This is a genomic window from Sporosarcina pasadenensis (genome assembly GCF_047228845.1).
Classification (GTDB): Bacteria; Bacillota; Bacilli; order Bacillales_A; family Planococcaceae; genus Sporosarcina.
In genome coordinates this window covers 126,658-153,657 of record NZ_JBFEGM010000008.1, presented here as the reverse complement: position 1 = coordinate 153,657, position 27,000 = coordinate 126,658, and the positions used below count along the sequence as shown (strand labels likewise).

At 44.9% G+C, this 27,000-nt stretch carries 26 protein-coding genes; 6 read left to right on the top strand and 20 right to left on the bottom strand.

The genetic code is table 11. The features are described from left to right. Positions 1–12 precede the first annotated feature (12 nt). The 5 genes from AB1K89_RS12600 to AB1K89_RS12580 all read right to left on the bottom strand — a co-directional run bounded on the left by AB1K89_RS12600 (position 13) and on the right by AB1K89_RS12580 (position 5,227). Positions 13–1,419: a serine hydrolase domain-containing protein gene (locus tag AB1K89_RS12600; protein ID WP_413055066.1), complete on the bottom strand. Its 1,407-nt coding sequence runs from the start codon at positions 1,417–1,419 to the stop codon at positions 13–15. 233 nt (positions 1,420–1,652) lie between these two features. Beyond that, the gene (locus tag AB1K89_RS12595; protein WP_489686569.1) at positions 1,653–2,453 is read right to left on the bottom strand and encodes a serine hydrolase; all 801 of its coding nucleotides are present in this window, start codon (positions 2,451–2,453) and stop codon (positions 1,653–1,655) included. After that, positions 2,454–2,879 (bottom strand): SRPBCC family protein, encoded by a 426-nt coding sequence (locus tag AB1K89_RS12590; protein ID WP_413055064.1) that lies wholly within the window; start codon positions 2,877–2,879, stop codon positions 2,454–2,456. Positions 2,880–2,999: 120 nt separating this feature from the next. Next, positions 3,000–4,580, bottom strand: a complete 1,581-nt coding sequence (locus AB1K89_RS12585) for an FAD-dependent oxidoreductase (protein ID WP_413055063.1) — start codon at positions 4,578–4,580, stop codon at positions 3,000–3,002. Positions 4,581–4,696: 116 nt separating this feature from the next. Further along, on the bottom strand, positions 4,697–5,227 hold the full coding sequence (locus tag AB1K89_RS12580) for a DUF1572 family protein (protein ID WP_413055062.1): 531 nt from the start codon (positions 5,225–5,227) through the stop codon (positions 4,697–4,699). 145 nt (positions 5,228–5,372) lie between these two features. Between AB1K89_RS12580 and AB1K89_RS12575 the strand changes: the two genes are divergently transcribed. Beyond that, entirely contained in the window at positions 5,373–6,188 is an 816-nt protein-coding gene (locus AB1K89_RS12575) for an MBL fold metallo-hydrolase (RefSeq protein ID WP_413055061.1), read from the top strand. Between the two features lie 302 nt (positions 6,189–6,490). On the opposite strand, the gene AB1K89_RS12570 is transcribed toward AB1K89_RS12575, so the two are convergent. Continuing rightward, positions 6,491–6,946 carry a DIP1984 family protein gene (locus tag AB1K89_RS12570; protein WP_413055060.1) on the bottom strand — a complete coding sequence of 152 codons (456 nt, stop codon included), beginning with the start codon at positions 6,944–6,946 and terminating at the stop codon, positions 6,491–6,493. Between the two features lie 138 nt (positions 6,947–7,084). On the opposite strand from AB1K89_RS12570, the gene AB1K89_RS12565 reads away from it, so the two are divergent. Next, positions 7,085–7,306: a hypothetical protein gene (locus AB1K89_RS12565; RefSeq protein WP_413055059.1), complete on the top strand. Its 222-nt coding sequence runs from the start codon at positions 7,085–7,087 to the stop codon at positions 7,304–7,306. Positions 7,307–7,350: 44 nt separating this feature from the next. Here AB1K89_RS12565 and AB1K89_RS12560 read toward each other — a convergent pair whose 3' ends face one another. Both AB1K89_RS12560 and AB1K89_RS12555 read right to left on the bottom strand, forming a co-directional pair. Next, positions 7,351–8,937, bottom strand: a complete 1,587-nt coding sequence (locus tag AB1K89_RS12560) for a M2 family metallopeptidase (RefSeq protein WP_413055058.1) — start codon at positions 8,935–8,937, stop codon at positions 7,351–7,353. Between the two features lie 63 nt (positions 8,938–9,000). Further along, positions 9,001–10,647, bottom strand: coding sequence for an FAD-binding dehydrogenase (locus AB1K89_RS12555; protein WP_413055057.1), 1,647 nt, complete (start codon positions 10,645–10,647; stop codon positions 9,001–9,003). 136 nt (positions 10,648–10,783) lie between these two features. Here AB1K89_RS12555 and AB1K89_RS12550 point away from each other — a divergent pair, with 136 nt between their 5' ends. Then, positions 10,784–10,963 (top strand): hypothetical protein, encoded by a 180-nt coding sequence (locus AB1K89_RS12550; RefSeq protein WP_252504316.1) that lies wholly within the window; start codon positions 10,784–10,786, stop codon positions 10,961–10,963. A gap of 124 nt (positions 10,964–11,087) precedes the next feature. Here AB1K89_RS12550 and AB1K89_RS12545 read toward each other — a convergent pair whose 3' ends face one another. The 4 genes from AB1K89_RS12545 to AB1K89_RS12530 form a co-directional block, all read right to left on the bottom strand. Next, entirely contained in the window at positions 11,088–11,987 is a 900-nt protein-coding gene (locus tag AB1K89_RS12545) for an acetamidase/formamidase family protein (protein ID WP_413055056.1), read from the bottom strand. Positions 11,988–12,051: 64 nt separating this feature from the next. Next, the gene (locus AB1K89_RS12540; RefSeq protein ID WP_413055055.1) at positions 12,052–12,918 is read right to left on the bottom strand and encodes an MBL fold metallo-hydrolase; all 867 of its coding nucleotides are present in this window, start codon (positions 12,916–12,918) and stop codon (positions 12,052–12,054) included. Further along, positions 12,915–14,333, bottom strand: a complete 1,419-nt coding sequence (gene nhaC / locus AB1K89_RS12535) for a Na+/H+ antiporter NhaC (protein WP_413055054.1) — start codon at positions 14,331–14,333, stop codon at positions 12,915–12,917. The genes AB1K89_RS12540 and nhaC overlap by 4 nt, the downstream gene beginning before the upstream one ends. A 512-nt stretch (positions 14,334–14,845) precedes the next feature. Beyond that, the gene (locus tag AB1K89_RS12530) at positions 14,846–15,217 is read right to left on the bottom strand and encodes a nuclear transport factor 2 family protein (RefSeq protein ID WP_413055053.1); all 372 of its coding nucleotides are present in this window, start codon (positions 15,215–15,217) and stop codon (positions 14,846–14,848) included. Between the two features lie 364 nt (positions 15,218–15,581). Here AB1K89_RS12530 and AB1K89_RS12525 point away from each other — a divergent pair, with 364 nt between their 5' ends. Beyond that, complete coding sequence (locus tag AB1K89_RS12525; RefSeq protein WP_413055052.1) at positions 15,582–15,926, top strand: ATPase; 345 nt, start codon at positions 15,582–15,584, stop codon at positions 15,924–15,926. Positions 15,927–16,137: 211 nt separating this feature from the next. Beyond that, positions 16,138–17,790: an alkaline phosphatase gene (locus AB1K89_RS12520; RefSeq protein ID WP_413055051.1), complete on the top strand. Its 1,653-nt coding sequence runs from the start codon at positions 16,138–16,140 to the stop codon at positions 17,788–17,790. Positions 17,791–17,906: 116 nt separating this feature from the next. Here AB1K89_RS12520 and AB1K89_RS12515 read toward each other — a convergent pair whose 3' ends face one another. The 8 genes from AB1K89_RS12515 to AB1K89_RS12480 all read right to left on the bottom strand — a co-directional run bounded on the left by AB1K89_RS12515 (position 17,907) and on the right by AB1K89_RS12480 (position 26,377). Beyond that, complete coding sequence (locus AB1K89_RS12515) at positions 17,907–18,635, bottom strand: amino acid ABC transporter ATP-binding protein (protein ID WP_413055050.1); 729 nt, start codon at positions 18,633–18,635, stop codon at positions 17,907–17,909. Further along, positions 18,632–19,276 (bottom strand): amino acid ABC transporter permease, encoded by a 645-nt coding sequence (locus AB1K89_RS12510; RefSeq protein ID WP_413055049.1) that lies wholly within the window; start codon positions 19,274–19,276, stop codon positions 18,632–18,634. The genes AB1K89_RS12515 and AB1K89_RS12510 overlap by 4 nt, the downstream gene beginning before the upstream one ends. A 150-nt stretch (positions 19,277–19,426) precedes the next feature. Further along, positions 19,427–20,191, bottom strand: coding sequence for a transporter substrate-binding domain-containing protein (locus tag AB1K89_RS12505; protein WP_413055048.1), 765 nt, complete (start codon positions 20,189–20,191; stop codon positions 19,427–19,429). Positions 20,192–20,512: 321 nt separating this feature from the next. Continuing rightward, positions 20,513–21,721, bottom strand: a complete 1,209-nt coding sequence (locus AB1K89_RS12500; protein WP_413055047.1) for an RtcB family protein — start codon at positions 21,719–21,721, stop codon at positions 20,513–20,515. A 31-nt stretch (positions 21,722–21,752) separates the two neighbouring features. Further along, a complete protein-coding gene (locus AB1K89_RS12495; RefSeq protein ID WP_413055046.1) occupies positions 21,753–22,379 on the bottom strand; it encodes a hypothetical protein in 627 nt (208 codons plus the stop codon). Positions 22,380–22,507: 128 nt separating this feature from the next. Next, the gene (locus tag AB1K89_RS12490; RefSeq protein ID WP_413055045.1) at positions 22,508–23,758 is read right to left on the bottom strand and encodes an amidohydrolase family protein; all 1,251 of its coding nucleotides are present in this window, start codon (positions 23,756–23,758) and stop codon (positions 22,508–22,510) included. Between the two features lie 268 nt (positions 23,759–24,026). Continuing rightward, the gene (locus AB1K89_RS12485) at positions 24,027–24,821 is read right to left on the bottom strand and encodes a YqhG family protein (RefSeq protein WP_413055044.1); all 795 of its coding nucleotides are present in this window, start codon (positions 24,819–24,821) and stop codon (positions 24,027–24,029) included. A gap of 14 nt (positions 24,822–24,835) precedes the next feature. Further along, on the bottom strand, positions 24,836–26,377 hold the full coding sequence (locus AB1K89_RS12480) for a DEAD/DEAH box helicase (protein WP_413055106.1): 1,542 nt from the start codon (positions 26,375–26,377) through the stop codon (positions 24,836–24,838). A gap of 143 nt (positions 26,378–26,520) precedes the next feature. Here AB1K89_RS12480 and AB1K89_RS12475 point away from each other — a divergent pair, with 143 nt between their 5' ends. After that, the gene (locus tag AB1K89_RS12475) at positions 26,521–26,901 is read left to right on the top strand and encodes a VOC family protein (protein WP_413055043.1); all 381 of its coding nucleotides are present in this window, start codon (positions 26,521–26,523) and stop codon (positions 26,899–26,901) included. The last annotated feature ends 99 nt before the right edge of the window (positions 26,902–27,000 follow it).

Sequence of the window (27,000 nt, the reverse complement as noted above, 5' to 3'; positions counted from 1 at the left end):
ACCTGCTACCATTTATATAATTTGCTTCATAATATGCCTTCCTCCATAGACGATCCGCTCAATTTCCCCGCAACTATTTTCAAGGAACTGCAAAATGCCTTCCTTCTCGTCCTCATCGATAAAAAAGTTTTTCCCGATGCACTTCAACGTCCTGCACGCTTCATTCGACTCGATCGTGAGCTTCCCTTCATTCAGCGCCACCTGCACATTCATCCCCTCGCTGGAAATGAAAGACCCTACGAACTTCTGAAGTTCCTCAGCATCGATCTCCTGCACTTCATACGTTGAATAAGATGCATCCAGCTCCCTGCCTTCTGTGACATTCATCGCATTCATCAGCAAATCGCCTGCAGGCACATCTGAAACATTCGTCAAAATGACGCCCGCCTTCTTTTTCTCGACAATTGCACACATATACGAAGAGACGCCTTTCAATCCACCCCCGTGGCTGATCAACGTGGAGCCGAAATAATCGGGGACGATTCGGAGCCCATAGCCGTAGCATCTGCCAGGCTCGTATTCGACGTGCGGATGAATCATTTGCTCAATGCTTTCTTTCGATAAAATCCGCGTTCCACCTACGACGCCTTCATTCCAATACATTTCTAAATAACGGAGAATGTCATTTGCCGTCGACTTCAAATAACCGACTGAACGCATTGACGGCGCATCCCACCAAAGCGGCGCCTCGTAAACGTGCGAACCGTCCTTCGCTTTCATGTAGAGCGTCGTTACGTCTTCCTTTTCGTTCAACAGCCGCATGTCAAAAAAGCTGTTTTTCATGCCAGCTGGCTTCAAAATATTCTCCTCGATGAACTGCTCATAAGGTTGTCCGCTCACCCTGCTAATAATGACGCCGAGCAGCCCGTACGAATCATTCGAATAACTGTAAAACTGCCCCGGTTCTCCGAGCCATTCAAAGTCCTCATTCGCCATGAACGCGAGCATTTCATCATACGTCTCGATATGCGGACCCGGATTGTTCAACAAGTCCAATCCGTAATCTTTCGCGGAAGGATCTTGCTCGATGCTATTTTTCCGTGCATACACATGCGTCGCAAGCGGCGGGTAGCCTGCCGTATGCGTCATCAGATGATGAATCGTGATCCGCTCTACTTGCCCGCCTGACTTGTTCAACTCAGGCAAGTAATCGACGATGTTGTCATGCACCGACAATTTCCCAGCTTCCTGAAGCTTCATAATACCAGCGCACGTAAAAGACTTCGTCATCGAAGCGATCCCAAAAACCGTATCCCCCGTCACAGGCAGCTGCTGTTCCGCATTCCGATAGCCAAATACCAGCTCGTAAATCCGCTGCACGTCTGAATCAATGCCGATTATTGCCCCCGGAATCAAATGCTTCCCGACATATTCTTGCGCGTACGTCTCAAACGGCTTAACTGCCACTGTATCTCCCATGTTCATTCCCCCTAATTACGATTTCATACTAAGGGTATTCGCCACGGTGATGGATTTCCCTCTTTTCCCGTCGTGGCGTCCTCCCCCGGTGAGCAAAAACGCATAAATCCTTTATTTCACGCATAAAACGCCCTAGAAGTCCATAAACTCCAAAATTTGCGCATAAATCCGCAAATGCGCACATAAATCGCCGCAGAAACGCATAAATGAAAAAACCAGATAAGGAATTATCCTTATCTGGCATATGCGTACACTTCACTACCGATTTGCGCAATCATCTCCCGCGCCTCATCCTCTACACATCCTTTGGACAGCACTGTAACCGCCATGCAGCGTCCATGAACATAAAGCAGCGCACATTCATGCATGATCCCCTCGACATTGCCCGTTTTCCCGGCAAACTCCCAATCCGGAATGACACCGACGATGGAAGAGTTTTTCGCTGGCAAGCTGTCAATCAAGCCATTCGAAAGCTGCTGATGCTTCATAATGCGGACCATCTGCTCGGAAGCGTGCAACGAAACACACTGGCCACGCGCAATTTGCGTCAATAAACCGTTCATGTCAGATGCCGTTATTTCATTACTATTCACCCGATTCGCTTGAACAATCATCAGTTTATGATGGATTTCACTTCGTTCCATCCCTATCTCGGTCATTACAGCTTGAATCTTTTCCATTCCGACTGCATCAATCAACATATTCGTTGCAGTATTATCGCTTTGGATGATCATCAATGTCACTAAATCATAAATCGGCAACTCAATGCCGGGCGTTATGAACTGCAGCACACCGCTTCCGCCGACCATATCATCCCTTCGCAGCGGCAAACGATCCCCTAACCGGAGACCACCTTCCTCCGCCGCCGCAAACACCGCCGCCATGATGGGCACTTTTATGAGGCTGGCCGCGTAAACGGATTCATCGCCATTCAAAGAAAACGAGACACCTTCATTTACGTCCTCCACTGCAACTGACCATGACCCCATCGCGTTCTTCAAACTAGCCTCCAGCTTCTCCTGCAATCTCTTCATTTAATGAACCAACGAAGCCCGCAACGTCGTAATGCCGTTCTCCACATATCCCTTCAAGCAAGTGAGCATGTAGACCCAGCCTCCCTTTTGGTCAAGCATTTTATTGACGATTTCGGGGTCATCCGTCTTAAAGCCCGACTCAGTCACTTCCAGAATCGTACTTCCATCCGCTTCATGGAACGCCATCGTGACCGTCGTATCTCCCCAATTAAAAACAATCTTCTTGTTTTCCTCGACAGTCAAAACATGGATATCCCCTTCAGCACCATATTCCTCATACTTCCACGTGATCGTCTTCCCTTGTTCGACTCTCGCCGTCCCCGAAGAAAACCAATAGCCGCCCATTTTCCCAGGATCGACAATCGCCTCGAACACGTCACTTGCCGGTTTATTTATTTTCATCTTTGATGTGATTGCTGTATTCATCTTTCCACCTCCGTTTGTTCTCTTCTTACTATTCGATTCATCACGGAGAAAATCCTTTTACATTAAACCGTATAATCAAAACAACCCATCCGGCTTTCGCCAAGATAGGTTGTTTTTCATTCAATATCCCGAATCCTCTGATGTCAAATTATCCAACATCGTATAATCATACGTCTGCAACGGCTTTTCCGCAGGCCCTTCAATCACTTCGCCTGTCGGTTTAAAGCGAGATCCGTGGCACGGGCAGTCCCACGTCCTGTCGCCGCTGTTCCATTCGACTTCGCATCCGATATGGGTGCACGTCGTATCGACGATGTGGATTTTTCCATCATCATCCCGGTAAGCGCCTTTCCGATGCCCGTCAAGTGTCACGACCTTGCCTTCCCCTTTAGCTAAATCATCCGGTCTTGTATTCGGTGATTCAAGCTTCCCTTTGATCAATTGCCCTACAACGTTCGCGTTTTGGACGAGGAAATTTTTCAAACTTGGATGTGCATAGAATCTCGATGGTGTATACAATTTTTCAAACTTGTTCTCTTTACCTGTGACCATATCGCGGAACAGCAATGCAGCGGCGGTACCATTCGACATTCCCCACTTCCGGAAGCCCGTTGCGATAAGGATGTTCGGATTTCCTGACGTTATTTCACCGATATAAGGAAGTTTATCCAACGTGACCAAGTCCTGCGCCGACCACCTTTGAACGACTTTTTCAAGACCGAAAATCTCTTCGCCGAATTGCTCCAACGCTTTGTAATGCTCCATTGTTTCCATTTTATTTTGACCAGTTTTATGGTTCTCCCCAACGATGAGAACCAATTCCTCGCCGTTATTGTCTTTGACAGACCGTAACGAACGGGTCGGATCATCCGCGCTAATGTACATGCCTGAAGGGAATGGTTTTTTCGTCTTTACAGCAAGCGCATACGAACGGTCGGCATACATCCTTGTCGAATAAAGACCTGTTCCTTCGTAAAACGGAAAATGGGTACATATCAAAACATGCTTGGCGCTGATCCGTTTCTCTCCACGCGTCAGCACAACCGGCCGCTCGCCCGTCTCAATATTGACAGCGACTGTATCCTCAAAAAGCTGACCGCCCTTTTGTGTGAATAAATCAATCAGGTGAACCAAATATTTGGTGACGTGAAACTGGGCTTGGTTCCTCATGACGAGGACATTTTGCACGTTGTCAATATCAAAAGGAATGCTATCGACTAAACCGCCATCAATATGAAGCTTTTCATAAGCTTCCGCTTCCTTCTCAATTTTGCGGGCATACTTCTCAGAAACAGAGTAAATATATGCATCCTCTCTAGTGAAATCGCAGTCAATCCCCTGTTCCTCCACCGTTTTGTTGATGAATTCAAGCGCTTCGATATTCGCTTCGTAATACATTCTCGTTGTACTTCTTCCCATGTTTTGAATGAACTCATCGTAAATCAAATCATGCTGCGCCGTAACTTTCGCCGTCGTATGTCCCGTCGTCCCGTTCAACACTTTGTCCGCTTCAATGACCGCTACCTTAAGTCCTTCATTTGCCAATAAATACGCGGATGTAATGCCCGTGATGCCTGCTCCAACGACGATGACATCCACTTCAAGGTCTTCCTTCAAACTTGGAAAAGACGGAAATTCAACACTCGTCCTCCAGAACGGTTCCGGATGCTCCGGCAGTTTTCCATTGCTTTGACTGTTCATATCTTGCCCTCCTGTACTATGTACTATAGGTAGGATTCCCATTGGTTGGCAGGACATATACATATTGCTGTTTTTTTAAGCGCCAGGGAGCTTGATCTTGAAAAAACAGATACTTTTCATTTCCCTTTCAGCATCTTAGCCAAATACGCGTCTGACTCCCCCTTCGGAATGCTCAAATTCTTCCACTGCTCCCCTGTGATCTGCTTCCCGATGAACATGATTTGTCCGACATGGGCAGCGTAATGCGCCATTTGACGTTCAATCGCGTCGATGACGGAATGTGCTTCGCCGCGAATATGAACAGTTTTTTCCAAGTCTTGCTCATTCAAACTTTCCAAGGTATTCAAAAATACTCCCCAGCCATGCTCCCAACAATCCAGCAATTGCGCCTTGGACATTTGTTTCGCCTCGAATTCCCCATCCCGATTCCTGTCCGGCTTTTCACCGTCCGTCGTCAGGAAATCCGTCCACCTCGATACCATGTTTCCGCTTATATGCTGGATAAGAACCGCGATACTGTTTGACGAGTCGTTCATCGTCCAGTGAAAGCCACCTTCATCCAATTGGGCGAAAGTCTTTTCTCCTTGCCCTTTTATGGCCGTGAACCGTTCCCGAATGACACGTAAATATTCTGTTCCGATCGACATATCGCAACCCCCTTTTTGCTACTATATTCGATTTATGCGAGTGAAAATCCTTTATTTAAAAGACTATTCATTAATGAATGAATAATCATTCACGATATGGTAGTCTACTAGTAAGTGAATCATGAGACGATAAGGGGTGAAGCTCTTGTTCTTGAAAACGAAATCAATGGTAGATGAAATTAGCAATGTCAGATTTGTCAACGGTGTCGTTCGTTTGAACAATGTAAAGTTGAATGTGCATTGTTTTGAAACAGATGGGGTGCTTATTGATACCGGCTCCCAATCACTAGCGGAGGAGTTCAAAGCTTTCTTTGCGCAAGCAGACGTTGACAAAGTCGTCATTACGCATGCCCATGAGGATCATTCGGGAGGCGCACAGTACTTGCAATCGGAATTGAACCTGCCTATTTTCATGAATGAAATGGCGATTAATGATTGTGCCCGAAAAGCGGACTACCCCTTCTATCGAAAATTTTTCTGGGGAAGAAGAAAACCTTTTGAAGCACAGCCAATCGGGGAAACATTCCGTTCAAGAAACGCTGATTGGACGGTTATCGCAACACCAGGACATGCAAAAGATCATCTAGCCTTTCTGAATAAAGAAGAGGGACAGCTTTTTTCCGGGGATTTATATATACATCCTAAAACAAAACTCATTTTACGTGATGAAAGCATTCCTACCATTATCAGCTCACTCGAAAAGGCGCTGTCGTATGACTTCGGGGAATTGTTTTGCTGCCATGCAGGATATGTGAAGGACGGGCGCATGGCGTTGCAGAAGAAACTTGCCTATTTACAGGAACTGCGGGAGAATACGCTTGCCCTGCGCAAGAAAGGGTACGAAGTGCAAGAAATCCATGCGCGGCTTTTCACTAAGAAATATCCGATCACCTATTTTTCATTCGGCGAATGGAATTCAATCCATATTGTCCGGTCGATTTTAAATGAAGGAAATGAATAAAAAACGGCGGACATCCAATTGCACTGGGTGTCCGCCGCCAATCTTTTATTTACAAAATCAAGTCCCCAACCCCACCCTCACTGCCTTTGCAAATTAGTACATGGTCGTTACAATTACATTAATTTGTACATATGTCACGGTACTGGGCTTCAATTGTTCATGACGGCTTCGAACCGATTGGTATAGCCCCATCTACCTACCATTAGTCCAACTATCCCAGTTGGCGGGTTTGTACTCACCTTTGCGATGCAGCTACCGACTTGCAAATCAATATAGTTTTGTTAAATTATGGGCTTGCCCGCTTACAACAAATCAATGCTCCAATTCAAACCTTGAATCTTCGTGTCGAGCTCCCTGAACTCTTTCGATAATTGGTCAACTTGCTTTTGAATAGCTGAAACGTCAACGGTGCTGACAATCTTGATTTCAGTTCGGCTATATCGGTCGTTTCGGATTGATGCTTCCTCTGCAATTTTTGCAAGGACCAACCGCTTGTCCCACTTCTGGTCACGTTCGACCAAGGCATCTGCAAGCGTGCGCGATTCATCGAATTGAACAGAGCAATTTGTTTTATTGATCCGCTGAATCAATGTCGTCAATTCTTTTATATTGCTGTCAAGCTCCGCCAACATTTCATTTGGATCCTCTGCAGGCTCTTCGCCCTCTTGGATTTTCAAGTTAAGACTGATTCGCCTTTTCAGCTGCTCGTTCCTTTTTTGATAATCCGCACGGGCAATCAATGCCTCTGCAAGCTTCATCCATACCACTCCCTTTTTCAACCTGTCGTTATTCCTTTTATTCGACACGGCTCGCTAAAAATCCTTTGTTCTAAATCCCTTGGACAATCATAAAATGAATGGATTCCAACTATCACACTACTAAAGGAGATTCGAATTATGTATGCCATTCATTTCTACGAAAATAACAATTACGTGCTCAATCAAGTGCTCAGAACAATCCCTTCCATCGATGACAGTGTGAACCTCAAAGGGCGCAAAGGTAAAGTGACGAACGTCGAGGAAATAAAGGAAAATGTATATTATGTGTTTGTGGAATTCGAAAAGATTGTTGATAAAAGCAAGACGGCCGCGCTAGATCCGAAAAAGAAAAGAAGATAAGAAAATGCCGAACGAGATTCCATATCTTGTTCGGCATATGTTATTTATACGAGCGCTTTCGTCACGAATTGGTCAATGAAATATTGCGGATTCAACTTTTCACCTGTCGCTTTTTCGATCTTTTCATTCCACGGGTAGAGCGCGCCCGGCTTAAAATACTCTTCCACCAAATACGCGCCGACTTCAGGCGTGAACAGATCGGTTGAGATGTTCTTCTCGATATAGGACTGTAATTGAGACGTTGTCAACTCGCCGAGCAAATAGTTTTGATAATACACCGGGACGAGCGTGAAATGGATCTTCGCCGCCCAATGTGGGTAGTCGACGTTCTCCGGCGGGTTCACAAACTGGACGTCCTTCACGATCTTCCACCAAAGCTCGTTCAAATCTTGATCCGGATTTTCATACAACTCGCGCTCAAAGAACGTGAATGTCATGATCCAGCGGCCAGCAATGAACATTTGCCTGCGTAAAGATTCCTCGATAAGCGGCGTCAATTCCTCCACTTGAGCTTTATCCAACCCTAAAAACTGTTGCAGCCAAGCAGGATTCTTCCCGAAACGGCCGTAGAGCATCGCAATCGCTTCCGTCGTCAACGTATGTGCGCAAGTCCTTAACAGGAATGGAAGCTCCCGATCGACATATTTGAAATAAACCGCGTGGCCGAACTCATGCAACGTCGTGACGGACCAATAATCAGAAGGCACATTGTTGCATAGAACGCGGACGTCGCCTTCACGGTCGATATCCGTGCAGAACGCATGCTGGTTTTTCTTATCGCGCGGATACATATCGCTTTTCGCGAGCATATCCGTAATATCCATGCCCATGCTTTCGAACGTTGCAATCGTCAGCTTCTCGAGGTCTTTTCCTTCATAAAACGGATCCAAGTCCAGATCCTTGGAAGGCGGCGCCTCTTGGAAAAACGGATCCGCATAATGCCATGGACGAAGCTCGTCGATTGAAATGCCGAAGCGCTCAGCGAGTTCACTGTCCAATTCCTGCTTCATTTCACGGAACGGTTCGTCAGAAAGGTCCTTCAGCTTGTGGAAGATTGAAAAGATTTCATCCCGGTCCAGTTCCTGATGCTCGAAACTCATTTGGTGATAGTTTTCGAAACCTAGCGAGCGCGCAACTTCATTCCGTTTCTTCACGAGGATCAATAGCTTTTCCTCGACTTCCTTTCCGATCTGCTTGCTTGCGTGCCACGCCTCTTCGCGTTCTGCCAAATCATTGCTTTTAATTAAAATCTCCCGGACGTCATTTTCCGATACCGGCTTTCCGTCGATCGTCGCGCGGAACGTGTTGAAGACGCCAATCAATTCCGTCGAGAGCTCCACCATTTCCTTTAAGTCCTTTTCCGGAATCTGTTTTCCCGCCATACCGGTATGGAGACTTTCGAGCTGGCGTCGCTGGATTGCCGTCAAATCATCTTGAGCAAGGTACTCCTTCACTTGCTCGAAACGTTCCGGATTCGAAAGATACGTATTAAATTCCGTTTGCGCCTCCGCCGTCTTTTGATTCCACTCGGCTTCCCCCGTCGTCGCAGCCATCCAAGAACTGCTTGCGCTAGTCAAATGCAAATCCCTGATCGTTTTATTTTGCTCCACCAAAAACTGTTCAACCGTCATGTTCTCTTCCCCTTTTTTCTGTCATTATTCCTTCATTCAATGTTACGTGGCAAAACTCCTTCTTTATTCGGAAAGAGTTTGCCCGACAATCCTTCCACCAAACAGGCAGCCCCCTAAAAAAGTGCCCTCCAACGCGCGGTATCCATGCACTCCACCGCCTCCGAAGCCGGCGACTTCCCCTGCCGCGTATAATCCGGGAACGGGATTGCCGGATTCATTTAACACACGTCCGGACAAATCCGTTTGAAGCCCTCCCAATGTTTTCCGGGTTAAAATATTGAGCCTGACCGCTATCAATGGTCCGTTTTTCGGGTCGAGCAGCTTATGTGGTTTCGCAACGCGGATCAGCTTATCGCCAATATAATTTCTCGCCCCGCGGAGCGCCGTAATTTGCAAGTCCTTCGTGAATGTATTATCCATCTCCCGGTCCCTTGCAAGCAGCTGCCGCTCGATCTTGCTGGCATCGATCAAGTCGTTCCCCGCGACACGGTTCATTCCAGCCACCAATTCTTCTAACGTTTCCGCCACGATGAAGTCTTCACCGTGATCCATGAACGCTTTCACTGGTGCCGGCGGACCCGGAAGCACCCTCGACAGGACCTTCTTAATGCTCTTCCCTGTCAAATCCGGATTCTGTTCAGAGCCGGACAATGCAAATTCCTTTTCAATGATCTTTTCAGTGAGAATGAACCACGAATAGTCATAGCCCGTTTCCTTGATCGCCTGCAACGTCCCCAACGTGTCGAAGCCCGGGAAATTAGGTGCAGGGAAACGGTTCCCTTCCGCGTCCAGCCAGATGGATGACGGCCCCGGCAAGATGCGGATGCCGTGGAAAGGCCAGATCGGACTCCAATTCCGGATGCCTTCCGTGTAATGCCACATCCGATCTTTATTCACAATCCTCCCGCCAGCGTTTTCCGTTATCGCAAGCATCCGCCCATCGACATGGGCTGGCACACCTGAAATCATCTGATTCGGGGGCTCCCCTAATCGTGTTGGCCAGTTTTCCCTGACGAGATCGAAGTTCGCACCGATCCCGCCGCTCGTCACAACGACTGCAGGAGCCCCGTATGTAAATTCCCCGATGATCGTTCGGGAGCTCTTTTCCCCTCTCGCTGCGTCGCTCGGTTCGAGTTCAGATCCTTTCACACCGACAACTGCTCCCTTTTCAACAAGCAGCTCATCCACCTGATGCCGCGGCTTGTAGTCGACAAGCCCTTTGGACATCCCTTCACGGACCATTTGCTCGAACGGTTTCACGAGCCCAGGTCCCGTTCCCCACGTAATATGGAATCGCGGCACTGAATTGCCGTGCCCTTCAGCTAAATAGCCCCCTCTTTCCGCCCAGCCGACGACCGGGAAAAACCGGACGCCAAGCGAATGAAGCCAATCTCTTTTTTCATTCGCAGCAAAGTCCACATACGCTTCCGCCCATTTCATCGCCCAATGATCTTCATCATCGAGCCGGTCGAATCCCGCACTTCCCATCCAGTCTTGCCAAGCGAGCTCCTTTGAGTCTTTTATGCCAAGCCTCCGCTGCTCCGGCGAATCGACTAAAAACAATCCCCCGAACGACCACCACGCCTGCCCGCCCATTGACGTATCCGGCTCTTGGTCTAGTAAAAGCACTCGCTTCCCCGCTTTAATCACTTCCGAAGTCGCCACCAAACCGGCAAGGCCGGCTCCCACTACAATGACATCATAGTCCATTTCGCTTCCCCCAATGTTAATAAATCCCACAACCCATCTTTCGCCAAATGCATTTCCAATCCCTTCTTTTCATTGCGGCCAGCAACGTATACATCTTTCGCTAGCGTGCATAGTACGTGTAGGAGGTGAACGGTCGATGAATAAAAACAATAAGAAGACAATGAATGAGAGAACGCATAATAGCTTTGACACTTACAAAGAGGCACACAACACAAACAGCAATACGAATAACCCAGGCGAAAACCGCACACAGGAATTTGCAGAAGACTTTGACGCAAAAGCGCGAAAAGAACAGCGGGATGATAGAGAACAGTAAAAAACAGGTGAGGGAAATCCCTTCACCTGTTTATATTTAGCTTATAGAATTCCGCTTTGGATGCGGACCACTGGCTTTGGACACGCAACTCGCCACTTTGGGCGCGGATCGTTCTTGCTTGGTTTTATTCAAAAAATGTAACGCCCAACTGATCAAGCACCCATTTCGGCACGACGAATCTTGCCGTCATGAGCGGGTCGACGATTTGGCATATTTCCGATTGTCCGACAGCACTCATTAACATCGTCACTTCACTTACAGGAAGAGACGACTTGTCTGCGATGCGCTCAATCATTTCCACCGCGGCCGTTTTTGCTGCTTCGTCGAGAGTCGGAGCGGACACGATTTGCGTGAATACATCTTCATTTTCTAACATCGGATTATGCAAGGACATTCCTTTAATAACATCGAGGGTCACGGTTACTTCCCCAGCAACTTCAACGCCCGACACACTCACTTCGCCATCGCCCATCGCGGCATGCAAATCGCCGAGCGCGAACAACGCACCTTCCGCAAACACCGGAAAGTACAACGTCGCCCCTTCTGTCACCATTTTATTATCCATATTTCCGCCATGCGCGCCAGGTGTTCCGCAATTCACACCTTCCCCTTCAGGTGCAACGCCGATGACGCCGATCATTTTATTCACAGGGATTTGCAACTCATTGAACTGGACATGGCCATCTTGGATCGGCAATATTTTTGATTCCATTTTCGATAGAGCGTGTCCCATTACACCTAGATCCGGACCGACGACCATGACGCCTTGGTCCCCGATATCGATTCTCTCGATCTTCACTTTCAGCACATCGCCCGGCATTGCGCCTTCGACGTAAAGCGGTCCCGTCGCCGGATTGATTTTATCCCAATCGATCGCAGTCACTTCCGTATCCGCAGATTGAATCTGATTTTGAAAACAATCGTACGTTTGAATCGTCACCGTCGAACCAGCTGCAATCGTCCGAATCGGCTTATGCACCTTATTGAAATCATAAATGATGCCTTCCTCATATCCAATTTTCATTCCACTATCCCCTCTCGCAAATAGTTTCCATGAGTATACTAAACTTTATAGGTTTGTACCAATGTCATAGAACAAACTCCATACCTTCCTCCGCAATATGGAAGCCTTTCATTTCAAGCTCCTTCCGAACCGTTCGGTCCCTATCAAGCGCGGGATTCGAGTGATTGAGGTGAATGAAATAAATCTCTGTTTGGTCCACTAGATCTTGTAATCGGTCCATTGTTTCGGTCATGAGCGGATGAGGAATTTCCCGATAATCCCGGCCGATTTTTGCAAGGTCTTCAGTGGAATGAAATGTGCCGTCAAGTAAGCAGATGTCCGCTTCCTTGCACGCTTCGTATATGTCCTTGTCCCATTGTTCCCATCGATCGATGTCCGGAATGTACAAAACTTTCTTCTTCGTCCCCGTGATCCAAAACGCAAATGTCTCAGAAAACTCATTTCTGTGAGGGACTTCAATAGGCGTAACGGTGATGTCCGGTGAAACAGCAATTGCTTGGCCATCATGTATTTCTTGCAGGTCAATATTGTTCAATTTTGTTAATTGGCTCCAAGGCGCTTGTTCCTCCAACAGATTTTTCATTTTCACTCCTGCCAATACCGGCACCTTATTTGCACCAATCGCTTCTCTCCCTAAAAATAATAATCCGGGATAATGGCCGAGATGAGCATGCGTCAAATAGATGCTCGACATGAGCTGCCCTTGCAAATTGTGCTTCATCTGCACTCTTGCCATCTGATCTTTCATATCTGGGGTTGCATCTATTAAATGCCAAGCCTTCTCCTCTGGCAGCACAATGGCTAATGACGCTGCGGTGCGTCTAAATGCTGGATTTTCTATAGCTTCCGTACAGTTTTTACAAAAACAATTTGGATGTGGAAGACCGGCATCTTGAGCCGTTCCTAACACGTGTAAAATAACTTTGCTCATAGCGAAATTGCTCCTTTCGTTTTTATTTCATTTTCCTTATGATAGCTCTTCTTCGTAATGGTCCAGCCGGTGAAACCGAAAACGATATTGATCAGCGGAACTAAAAACGCGAAGAATGCATAAGGAATAAATTGTCCTGGACTGACCCCTAGAGTACTTGCTGCAAAAATCGCAGGAACACCCCATGGTACGAGGTTAATGCCTACCGTACCCGCCGCTTCAACACATCTGGAAAGGTTTTTCGTATCGATTCCCATCTCTTTATACGTATGGACAAATGTTCTTGCCGGTAATATAATCGCTAAAAATTGTGCTCCACTTGCGAATGCCACGACAAAAGTCGAAAGAATGGTCGTGCTGATTAACGTTCCCGTTGAACGGACACCTGCTATCATTTTTCTTGTGACCACTTCAAAAGATCCTGTTTCTTCTAAAATCCCGCCTAAAGCAGTGGCGATGACTAACAGCCCGATTGTCCCCAACATCGATAAAAGACCGCCTTTATTCAACAAAGAGTCCACCGTTGCTATCCTTGAATCAACTGAAAATCCACCCGTCATCACTTGCACGATGGAGGAAATGGAAGAGCCCTGAACGATGACAGCAAGCACAGCCCCTAACAGTCCTACAATCGTTAACGCTGGAATGGCCGGTACACGCATCATCATCAAAATGATTGTAAATACGGGCATCAGCAACAGTAGTGGATGGATGGTGAATACATCTACCAATCCTGTTTTAATTAGGTCGATGCCATTTGAATCCACAGCATGTGTTGCTGCACCTGAAAGACCGACAAACCAATATAAAATAAGTGCAATGACAAATGCAGGAATCGTGTCCCAGAGCATGTGTTTGATATGGCTGAACAAATCTGTTTCAGCCATTGCAGGAGCGATGTTTGTCGTATCGGACAACGGCGATAGTTTATCACCAAAGTAGGCCCCCGAAATGACGGCCCCCGCGACTAGCCCCGGGGCAAATCCCAATCCCTCTCCGATCGCCATGAAAGCAATCCCGATCGTCGCAATGGAGGTAAATGAGCTTCCTAATGTGATCGAAACAATACCCGTAATGAGTGCCACGAGCGGAATAAACAAGGAAGGTTCAATGATCGATAAACCATAGTAAATCATCGTTGGAATCACACCACTGGCAATCCAAGTTCCAACAATGATCCCGATGATCAGTAAGATAAAAACTGCGGGCAATGCCCGGGATACCCCATTGACCATCATTTTTTCGATTTCATGCCAACTCCAACCAAAAATTTTCGCAATGATTGCAGCAACAAACACCCCGATAAGTAACGGGACATGCATCCCAGCCTTCCAAATGAAAATCGATGAAGCTGCCGCGATTACTAATGCCAATATTGGGATAATTGAAGCTACGAAAGTTAGTTCCTTTTTCATTGATGACATCTCCTTCTCCATTGACGATACAGTTTTTGAACGTTTGAAAATAAAAACAAAAAAACCCCATCCATCCCTTGGAAAGGGACGAAGGAGTTCTCCGCGTTACCACCCTACTTGATGAGCCAATACAAGATCGGCCATCCACTTCATTTCAAATTGAGAAAAGCCAATGGCGTACTTCACCCTGATTGCTGCCTGAATTTTCACCACCCATTCAGTCTCTTGTTTCTGCACACAATCGAATTACTGCACCATTTCTCAATATCTATGTAATTGAAATACTTCTACGAAAAAGTAATTGCTTTGAATCTTATCATGCTCATCTGAGAAGTCAAGCCTTTTTTTAGTCAGAATTGTTCCGGTGCCTGTGCACCACACATTTATGACAATTCAACCTTAGGTATATAAATACAAAAGGAAGTCAACCAAACATTGATTTGATTGACTTCCTCATTTTTAATATACAATTGTAGTGTATTATCCGAATTGTGTGGTGCACAGGCACCGATTTAAAACATCCCGTTCTTATTCGGGGATTCTTCTGGTACTGGTTGGCCGACATCCCACATTTCAATGATCTTGCCTTCGGAAAAGCGGAAAATATGAACGGCTGCGCCTCCGAGATCATTAGGGTTTTGTTTGATGTGGGAAAAAACCATTACCTTTTCCCCCTCTTCAATCGTCTGCTTCACTTCGAGTGTCTTGTTCGGGCTCATGCCATCGTTCTCTCTCATCGCCTGCTTGAGTGATTCTGCGTCCCCGGCGAAATATGGATTATGATGGCGAAGATCTGGGCTTACGTACTTTTCATATGCCTCGTCAATCTTTCCCGCGACGATTAGTTGAAGAAAATTTACTGCTTGTTCTTTCTGTAATTCCATGGTCCTGACATCCTTTCATAGTTGACGTTGAATGACTTTCCTCCGTTACAACGCCCAATCCTTTTTAGCAGCTCAACAATAATATTCTCCACAAAACAGGCAAGTCCTCTATCTTTTATTTGGACTACAATCATCAACTATGGTTTCAACTATCAGGGGTTGTCTCACTATATAGTTTTTTCATCTAAGTAAATCATGTTGTATTGGACAGGTTACACAATTTTCTAGTCTAATTCCTCGCTGTATTTGGCATTCTTAATTATTTTTATAGTATATCGTTATATTCGTTTATTCACTCATCAGCAAGCCGAATAGAATGACACTATAATCTGCAGATTAAATAATTTTAAAGGAGGTGTTGTAAATGCCATTCACTACTGGGCCAATTGAGAACACTGGGAATCAACCTGCAAATGCAGCTAGAGTCCGAGTCAAAATCCTCAACATTACAGGCGGAACACTCACTGGTGTTGTTCGAGTCTTCCGGCTTAATGGGACAAGACAAATAATTTCATCCACAAACTTTAGCGTAAATGCGAATGCATCTACTTTGATAACCCGGAATTTAGGTGGGACGCCATTTGAGTATGAAGTGGAAATCCTTCCGAACCAAAACGGCGGCTTGTTCTCTGTTTACGGACTAACAGCGGCCAATCAGATCATTACTGCACAACGCGTTCTACACTCAGAATTGACGCAGATTCGATAGTCGTAAACTGAGCCAATGAACGTAATTAGAGTGTTAGAGAGGGCTATTCCACGAGTCATTACATGACTTTCACTGGGATAAGCCCTCTCTTTTTCCCTTTTTGCTTTCCAGCGATATTTAACAAATACTTTACTTCAAACTCATACTAGATTAATAATCAATCTCTATAATCAATAGTGAGTTTACTACTTTCATTGAGGGGGATTTCAACATGAAGAATCGTTTCAGAAAGAAAGCAGCAGGCATCTCCATCGCTGCTGTTGTAGCATTTTCCGCATTAGGTTTTGGCTACAATAGTATCACTGAGGCAAAGAACAAGAAGAGTGAACCTACCAACGTCATCATGATGGTGATGGATGGAACGAGTGCAGGTGCTACCTCTCTCGCAAGATGGTACAAAGGCGATGACCTTGCAATGGATGAAATCGTAGTCGGAGGCGTGCGGACGCATTCCGCTGAATCAGCGATCACCGATTCCGCGCCTGCTGCAACCGCATTGGCGACGGGACATAAGAGCAATGATAAGATCGTTGGACTTCTTCCGGCGCTCGTCAATACGCCAGGTGTAGATAAGGTTGATTCCGAGGACGCCTACAAGCCAGTTGCGAACGTTTTGGAAGGTGCAAAGCTGTTAGGCAAGTCTACAGGAATCATCTCTACATCAGAAATTCAACATGCGACGCCTGCAGGCTTCTCTTCCCACGTAACACACCGCAGCAACTACCAGGATATCGCTGAGCAACAAGTGTACCAGGGAATCGATGTTGTTCTCGGGGGAGGAAAAGAGGCTTTATTGCCTGGTACATCGAAAAACGCCCGCGTCGACGGTGAAGATTTAACTGAAGTACTGGATGCAAAGGGATATGACCTTGTCGAAACACGTGACGATTTATTGAAATCAAACTCAGATAAAATTTGGGGCTCCTTCGCTCCTTCAGCTCTTGCCTACGACTTTGACCGACAAGCCACGAGCAATCAAGAACCAACGCTTGCCGAAATGACGAAGAAAGCGATCGATACACTGTCCAAAGATGAAGATGGCTTCTTCCTATTCGTTGAAGGAAGTAAAGTCGATTGGGCGGCGCACGCAAATGACCCGGTCGGCATCATCAGTGATGTACTAGCATTTGACGATGCAGTTAACGAGGCATTGGAATTTGCGAAAAAAGATGGAAACACAATGGTAATCGCAGTGAGTGACCATGCGAACAGCGGTATTACAATGGGGAATGTCAACACAAATGGCAACTACTCTACAATTCCGGTTTCGGCTTATGTTGATCCTTTGAAGAAAGCTACGATGACTGTTGAAGGTGCATTAAAGCAATTAAACGACGATCGTTCCAATATGAAAGAAGTAGCTGAATTATATGGTTTAGATGACCTGACAGAAGAAGAAATCGAAGCATTAAAAGCTTCAAAATCATTACAATCGGATATGACGAAAATGCTTTCAAATCGCGCGAATATTGGATTCTCGACAGGCGGTCATACCGGGGAAGATGTCTTCCTATACGCCTACGGTCCATCAAAACCGTACGGATTGATAGATAACACAGACATTGCAAAATCAATGGCTGCATTCCTCGGATTCGATCTTAAAGAAACAACGGACAAGCTTTTTGTCAACGCACGCGAGTCATTTGAGAAAAAGGGCTATCAGACGCGTATTGATATGACAGACGAGAACAACCCTGTATTCATCGCAGAAAAGCAAAATATAAGGATCGAACTGCCTGTGAATAAAAACGTGGCCCATGTAACGCAAAACAAAAAGTCATTCACAAAGACCCTTGACGGTGTAACCGTTTATAACGGAAAAGACTTCTATGTATCGGAATCCGCATTGAACATGTCGAAATAACGTAAATGTATAAATAAACAGTAGTCAGCCAACAAAAGATTATGTTGGCTGACTTTTACTTTTTAGAATATGCAATTGTAGTGAATAAACTGAACGGTGCCGGCACACATCGGGAGTTATAGTACTTTACTTAAAAATGCTTTTGTTCGGCTTTCTTGTGGATTTCCAAACAATTTTTCTGGTGTATTCTCTTCTACGATATAGCCCCCATCCATAAAAATAACACGGTCCCCAACTTCACGCGCAAAACCCATTTCGTGCGTCACAACGATCATTGTCATTCCTTCTAACGCAAGTTGTTTCATTACAGAAAGCACTTCCCCTACAACTTCGGGATCAAGTGCTGAAGTTGGTTCATCGAAAAGCATAATTTTAGGGTTCATTGCTAACGCCCGAGCAATTGCCACACGCTGCTTTTGTCCGCCTGAAAGTTCGCTTGGCGAAGCATGCGCTTTATCGGACAATCCGACTTTTGACAGCAACTCAAGGGCTTGCTTTTCAATAGACTGCTTATCACCTTTTCGTAGTTTTAAAGGGGCGTGCATAATATTTTGAAGAACGGTCATATGTGGAAATAAATTAAACTGTTGAAAAACCATCCCGACATTCTCTCTTACTTTATTAATATCAAGCTTCGGATCTGTTATATCTTTTCCGTCAATTATTACATGCCCGCCCGTAATCCCTTCCAAGCGGTTTAAGCATCTTAGAAACGTACTCTTACCTGAACCAGATGGTCCGATTACACATACAACTTCCTGTTCCTTAATTTCAACATTTATATCTTTTAGTACTTCAAGTTCCCCAAAAGACTTTTTTAAATTTCTCACTTGAATTAACGTCATTTAATTTTGTACCTCCTTTCAATAAAGCTGGAAAGTAACGACATGAGGTAGATGATTACAAAATAAATGACACCAACTGTCAACCATACTTCAAAAGGTTTAAACGTTGTACTCGCATGTACTTTTCCTCTTTGGACAATATCAGCGATCCCGATAATGGATAAGAGGGAAGTATCCTTGAAACTGATAATGGATTGATTCGTGATAGTCGGCAACATCGTTCTAAACGCTTGTGGCAACACAATGGTTTGCATCGTTTGCACTTTATTAAGACCGAGGGATCTCGCAGCTTCAGTTTGCCCTTTGTCAATCGACAGAATTCCCGCACGGATTATTTCAGAAAAATAGGCCCCTGCATTAATTGAAACAGTTAATATCCCAGCAACTGTCCGGTCTAATGAAACGAACTCCAGTCCATTCAATCCAAAATAAATGAAGAATAGTTGAACAATAAATGGAGTTCCTCGAATAATATCCACAAACACTTTTGCAATCCAATTGAGCGGTTTTATAGTTGTTAACCGCATAAGAGCAGTTAGTAATCCAATTAAAAAACCAAAAATAATTGAAAAGAAAAAGATATAGAGTGTCACTTTCATTCCTAGTATTAGATAGGGAAATGCGGCAATTATTGTTTCCATCTACTCATCTCCTTTTGAGAACACTCCGAATCACCTACTGCTTTAGCGACAGCAGAGACGTGATTGGTAAAGGACCTATCGTGAATTTTATCTTTCCGAGTCTATAAAAAAATATAGCGCGAAAAACACGCTATATTTTTACGTTTCTATTTATTCACCAAGGTATTTAGCCAAAATCTCATCGTACTCCCCGCTATCACGAAGTTCTTGTAATCCATCATTAATTTTCTTTAGAACATCACTGTTCTTTCCTTTAAGAACTGCAATTCCATATTGGTCCCCGTTTAAACGTTCCCCTACAATTTTTAAATCGAGGTTGTTTTGTGAGATTGCATATGCAATGACAGGGTAGTCTTCAATAAGAGCATCAGCATTTCCATTTTGAACTTCCTGGAACATTGCCGGGCTGTCATCAAACTGAACAACTTGGTAGCCATACTCACTTTCATGTTCTTGAGCGAAACTTGCACCAGTCGTACCATTTTTAACAGCGATCACTTTGCCTGATAAATCCTCAAGTGAATTAATATCTGTCGTTTTGCCATTAATGACTAATGACAAACCTGCATCAAAGTATGGATCCGAAAAATCAACAACTTCTCTACGCTTGTCAGTTATACTCATACCCGCGATTGCAATATCAAGTTGGTCTGCTTGCATCGCTGGGATAATTCCACCAAAATCCATTGCGTCAAACTCTATTTCAAATCCTTGGTTCTTTGCGATCGCTGAAATAATATCAATATCAATTCCCGTAAGTTTGCCATCTACTTCAAATTCAAAAGGCGGATACGTATTGTCGATTCCGACTCTATATTTTGTTCCTGCCTCTGAACCAGTACCCTTATCGGAGCCACATGCTGCAACCACAAGCATAAAGGACAACAATAAAACTAAAGCACCGAATTTCTTCATAGTTCATTTCCCCCTTTTATATTTTCACAATTAAATATAGCATAACCAACATCAGATTGTTAGGTGTATTTCAAAAATTCCATCTAATAGTTTTGGTTCTAAAGTGTACAAGATACTTTTGCCAACGAAATAGAATTGGCTATAATTCGGTACCTTTGACCGAAACTTTTCAAACGCTGCCTGTGCACGGCACATTTATGACAATTCAACAAATCGCATTTATATTCAAATACAAAAAGTGAAACACTGACGTGTTCCACTTTCCATTATCTCTATATGCAATTGTAGTGAATAAACTGAATAATGTGCTGCGCAGGCACCTCAATCTTTAAACGGGTCATATTCATTGGCACCAGCCATGCAGACGCCGACCGGTTTCAATGTATGGAGGACCTCGATCGTGTCTTTGTGGGCTTCAAGAACGTCCCGCAATTTACGATAAACGAATGGACTTTCATCCGGTCCACCACCGCGCAACTCCACACCAAACTTTTCGATGGCTTGATCCATCCGCTCTTGAGTAATTTTCCCGCCCCTACGCGTACGAGTTTTCCAATTCATCCGGCCCGCCGCTTCGGTCCGGCTCATGATCCTGCCTGCCCCGTGGATTGTACTATAAAAGGCATTGGCATTCTCTTCATTATCCTTACCTCGGACAATGACGGAAATGTCACCCATGCTCCCGCCAATGAAGCCCATTTGCCCTGGAGCTGAAGGGGTTGCTCCCTTTCTGACGACGATGTACTCCTTGCCGAAGTGGGTTTCCTTCCAAGCATAGTTATGGTGATTATGCACCTCTAATTCAGAAGTTGCACCTAAGATGGAAAGCACTTCATCCATCACGAAATTCCGCCCGGCATAAGCGTATTTCCCGCTCAACATCATCGCACGGTAATAAAGTTCGCCCAATTCACTATCCAAATCAATTAACGTCGGTGCCTGCTCCATGCTTTCTCCCGGCGCGCGATCGGAGAACTCCCGCCCGTTTGCCAAGTTCAAAAATCCGCTCGCCGTTTTATGGCCGAATCCTCTACTGCCAAAGTGGTTCGCCACCCATACTGCACCGGTCTCTTTCTCAACTAACAAATCGACGAAATGGTTCCCTGCCCCGACGGTACCCAATTGGTCCTTTGCCAATTTCTTCAGTCGATCATGCTCCTGCTTGCCGATTTCCTCATACACGGCCCAATCCGGATCATCGAATAATTCATGGTCCACCCGTCCCTTATTTTTCCGACCGACGCCGAACGAAATGGATGACGCAATTTCATCCATAAGACGCGGAAGATCCTTTTTGATATCCGTCCACTTCAAATTGGTTCGGACCGCTTTATTTCCACATGCGATGTCATACCCGACACCCGAGGGCGAAATTTGGCCGTCATACACGATTACGCCACCGACCGGCTGGCTATAGCCATAATGCCCATCGGCACATAACACGCCGCCCGCCACCTGCCCTGTCCGCAAACAATTTTTGAATTGACGCAACGTATTGTCATCGTGCACGCCAAAAATTTTCTTCTTCATTAAAGTGCTCGCCCTTTCTACTATTTTTATCTCATAGGTCATCCTCTTCCCAAGGGTCGATGTCCGCGTAGATTTTATATCCATTTTCCCAATGTGTCTGGATCCACTGGATCGCCTGCACCATCTCTTCGCTATGAGCAGTGGCTGTCTCCTCCAGCTTTTTCGCCTCTTGCAGTTTGCCTGCACACCAAGCAGGGTCCGGGAAACCTTCAAACCATTCCTTATCATCCTCTTCCAGCGGATCTGTATGGCACATCCCGTCATCGACCGGTAACATTTTCGACCAATCCAGCCCGAGTCCGACATCCTCCATCAAGTCACGGAGTTCAAGGCCGAATGTGAAAGGAAAGGTATACTCCGCCACGTCCTCTTCCTCATTCGGGAACCGAAGTCTGTACTCTTTTGGATTCTCCTGTTTGAATAGCTTTTGGAAGAGTGATTCCTTGCGTGTAGTGTCTATTATTGTAAAGTTTCTGATGGCCATTAATCTGACCTTGTCCGCATATTGCTCGGATGTGCGATTTGGGTATGTTTCAGCCATGATGGCTCTCCCTTTATTCAATTCCTGCTGTTCGGAAGCTGTCAGTTTTGACCGCAATTCCTTTTTCCGAAGGTCTGGAACCTTAAATGCCAGCCTCCGCGATTCTTCTCGATCCATTATGTATGCCTCCCATTTTTCATCTAGCTATAATCATCTTATTTCGACATAACGCGGGAAAGTCCTTTGTACGCGCCGTCAATAAGGAAAATCCCCTCGCCATTACTGCGCTGAGGGGAGTAAACGCTTCATTGTTTCAGAAAATCAATTTCAATCTCATTTTTCCTTGGTTTACGCTTAAACAGGTATTCTCCATTCCGAATGGAGGCAAGTACTTCCGCACGTTCGCGGATTGCTTCATATGCATCATGTGCATCCAATACGATAAAGTTGGCCGGCTTCCCTGCTTCGATTCCATACTCATCATTCACTCTCATAACGTTCGCACCGTTAAATGTGATCAAGTCGAGCGCCTTATTAATTTCATCAATATGCGTGTAATGCGCTAAATGAATGCCGTTGTCCAAAATGTTCATCATATTTCCATTCCCTAACGGGTACCAGTAATCCGCTATGGAATCTTGTGCAAAAGCCACATTGTTTCCATTCGCTAATAATTCTTTCACTCGTGTTAAGCCACGACGTTTTGGATAACTGTCGCCACGGCCTTGTAAATGTGCGTTTTCAGTTGGACAAGAGATGAAGTTGATTTTGGATTCTCGGAACAACCCTAACATTTTATTCGCATAGCTGTTTTCAACAGAACCAAAGCTCGTCGTATGACTCGCTGTTGTATATTCGCCATAGTCTTTTTCCATCACAATCGCGTTCAGCACTTCTAAGAACCGACTATTTGGATCATCGTTCTCATCACAGTGAATGTCAATCATTACATTATATTTGATTGCCATATCGACAATGCGTTTTAATGATTCCACACCATGCTCATAGGAAATTTCAAAGTGAGGGATGCCTCCTGCAACGTCAGCACCCATTTGAAGTGCCTTTTCCATTAGCTGTTCCGCGCCTTTATAGCGGAAGAATCCTTCTTGAGGAAATGCAACAAGCTGTAATGTCACGATATCTTTCAATTCTTCGCGAAGTTTAAGTAAAGCTTTCATCCCGGTCAAGTTAGGGTCCGTAATATCGACATGGGTACGAATAAACTGAACCCCTTTGCTCACTTCTTTTTGAATCCCTTTTATCGCACGCTCGCGCACGAGTTCTTCGGTCAATGATTTTTTATTGTCACTCCAACGCTGAATCCCTTCAAATAATGTACCTGACACGTTGGCATTCCCTTCACCGAGTCCTGAGAAGATATAATCCAAGTGCAAATGTGGATCAACGTAAGGCGGCAACACTAAACGACCTTCCAAATCAATCACTTCATCTGCATTGCCTAAATCATTGCCGATCGCTTTAAATTGATTGTTCTCTATTAATATCTCGTGAGATTCTGGGTCTCCATATATAGTCGCGTTAATAAACTTTTTCATATATCACCGCTCCTTTACATTATTATATATAGTTTATCAGATTATATTATTATTTTAAAACAAAGCCAAAGCATGAGAAGAAGTCAGAATTGTGTCGGTGCCTGTGCAGCACACATTTATGACTATTCGATACGCTAATTATTTATGCAATTAAAAATCACAAAAACACCGTTATATCAACATTCACACATCTTAATTATACAATTGTAGTGCATAATCTGAATTGTGTGCTGCACAGGCACCGGTTCAAATTCCGGGTCAATTAGGATCAATTCTTTTTCAAGTAAAACAGCCCGCCGTTGATGATATCGATTTTTATTTTTGTTTCGTATTGTTCTTCGATTGCATTTTTCTCGATTCGGTAGCATTCGGGGCGGTCGGCTTCTTCAATCTCTCTGTAAAAGTACTCGAGTACAAGGAGGTCTTTGCGTCGTCTTTCCTTTGCTTCTTCCGCCCATGTATGGTCATCTTTCTGGATAAGGTTTTCGATCACCGAGTCCAACCGTTCCAAAGCGCGCAGCGGTGTGATGATATACGGCAAGTGAAATGTGTTCGGCGATATCGTACTTCCCAATTCCAATCCGCTGATCGATTCCTGAAAGCTGTTGATGATCATTCCAGTCATCAAATTAATGCCTAATGAATAAAGGATCTCCTGCGTTCGATCGCTCGAATACGTTATTTTATAATTGACCCCTACCCACGGCGTCAAGATCGTTTGGCCACCAGACCTATTCCCTGCCCTTTCGTACATTTGCGCGAAGGAGCCGAGCTCTTTCGTCACCCGGAACAATTGATTGAGCCGGGGCGAGCCGTAGTGCACGACTTCCCCGGCAATACTTTCAGCGAGCCTGTTTTTATCAGTGATCAACGTCAGTTGCGCAGGATTTGGCTCATCTCCCGTGCTCTCCAAGTATTTCCAATAAAACGGCCGATTCATTATTTTTTTATCCATATCAATCGTCAATTGAACGGTAATGAAATGCTCATTTTCACGTAAAATCGTACAATTGTTTTCGATAAAAAATTGCCGTACGTATTGATGAATTTGCTGCGGGTACATGTGCATCCTCCTTGCTAAATAGTCAATTTGAATTCCGATAGTATATCGTCCAACTCGCCGACGACTTTTTCAAAGACGCCAATCTTCACATTCAGCAACTCCAATATATGGTCCTCAATTGTATGTTTAATAGCCAAATTGTATATATTAACATCATGCTCTTGCCCTAACCGGTGGACACGGCCGATCCGCTGTTCCAATTTCATCGGGTTCCACGGCAAATCATAATTGATGACGTGATGGCAGAATTGAAGGTTGATCCCTTCACTTCCCGACTCTGTAGCAATCAACACTTGCGCCTTCTCCTTAAACAATTGCTTCATCCACTCGCGCTTACTTTTGCTGAACTTCCCATTAAATGGGACGCTGACGATGCCCTTTTCATATAAATAATTCATTAAAAAGGCTTGGCTTGCCCGGTATTCCGTGAAAATGATGACCTTCTCGCCATTCGCTTCCTTAATGATTTCGTACGCCTTTTCCGCTTTTGTATTGACCTGAAGTGCTGCCAATTTCCGAAGCAGTTCCTCGGTGTAAGCAATTTCTTCCGTATTCGTCAGTTTCTGATGCATTTCATGCAACGTCAGGAAGGCTGCTTCCTTACTGCTGCAAATTTCCTTTTGCAACGTGATCATCGAGAAGGCGCCCGAAAAGACGGAAGACACATTTTTCAACTCTGAAATCATGTTGTACACTTCTTTTTCCTCTTCACTGAACTCAAGCGGAATGATTTGGACACGCCGAGTCGTCCATTCAATCCCCGTGTCATGCCTTGAATTGCGCACCATCACTTGGTTGATCAATTCCTTTAAAAACTCGTCCTCTTCCACATTATGTTTGCTCGCAGAAAAGACAGATTGGAATGTCTCGAAATTGCCTAGATGCCCTGGCTTTAATAAAGAAATTAAATTGAACAGCTCGAATACGTCATTTTGAATAGGTGTCGCCGTTAATAACAGACAGAACTTTTTCTTCAAGTTTTGCACGAACTCATAGTTTTTTGTTTTCGGGTTCTTTAATTTATGCGCCTCATCTATGATAATTAAATCAAAGTCCTGGTTATAAATGATTTCCTTATGAGGACTCCTCTTCGCCATATCGATGCTTGCAATGACGATATTGCAGTAGTCCAGATCATACGCTTTTTTATATTGAATCACTGGAAGGTGAAATTTATAATTCAGCTCCTCGATCCATTGATTGATGAGTGAAGCCGGGACGAGGATGAGCGCTTTTTTCACGAGGCCACGAATTAAATACTCTTTCAAAATCAAACCGGCTTGAATCGTTTTCCCGAGACCGACCTCGTCCGCAAGAATCGCCTTCCCGTTCATCCGCTCGATGACCGTTTCCGCCGCCTCCAACTGATGAGGAAAAGGCTTCAGTTCGGGTAAGTATTTCGGGCATTGGAGGCCGTGGAAGTCGGTTATCAACTTCGCCTTCTCCACGTCATAACACATTTTATACAACGTCCAATTATCCCAAGCTTTGCGATTCTCCAACCGTTCGACAAAGCCCTCTTTCCAATCGGACGACCATTCTATTTGCATAAACATCCCCTCATCCGATATTTTCTTGTTAGATTGTCCAAAAACGGAATTCCTATGTGCAAGACGAATGTTGTTCATTCCAAATCCTTCATTTATACTTAATCTCAACGCCCGAATTTTCAAAAACTAAGAAAGAGGGGGAATGAAAAATGAAACTAGGAGCATTCTCTGTCAGTCTCACTGTCAAAGACATTCATCTATCGAAAGCATTTTACGAAAACCTTGGATTTCAATCGTTTGGAGGAGACATTGACCAAAACTGGCTCATTATGAAAAATGAAGATACCATTATTGGCCTCTTCCAAGGGATGTTCGAAAAAAACATTCTCACCTTTAATCCAGGCTGGAATCAAAATGCCGAAAGTCTGGATTCATTTACGGATGTCCGTGACCTTCAACAGCAGCTCAAAGAGAAAGGCGTTCAGCTGCTCACCGAGGCGGATGAAGATAGTGTCGGGGTTGCGCATTTCACTCTTGAAGATCCGGATGGCAATCTTATTCTTGTAGATCAACATGTAAATCGCCCATGAAAAATCCCCCTTCTAATGCCATTTCCGGCCTAGAAGGGGGGTTTTTTCAATTTGTATTTTAAAGATGTTCGCTCATGAAGACCTTCAAATTCATGAAAC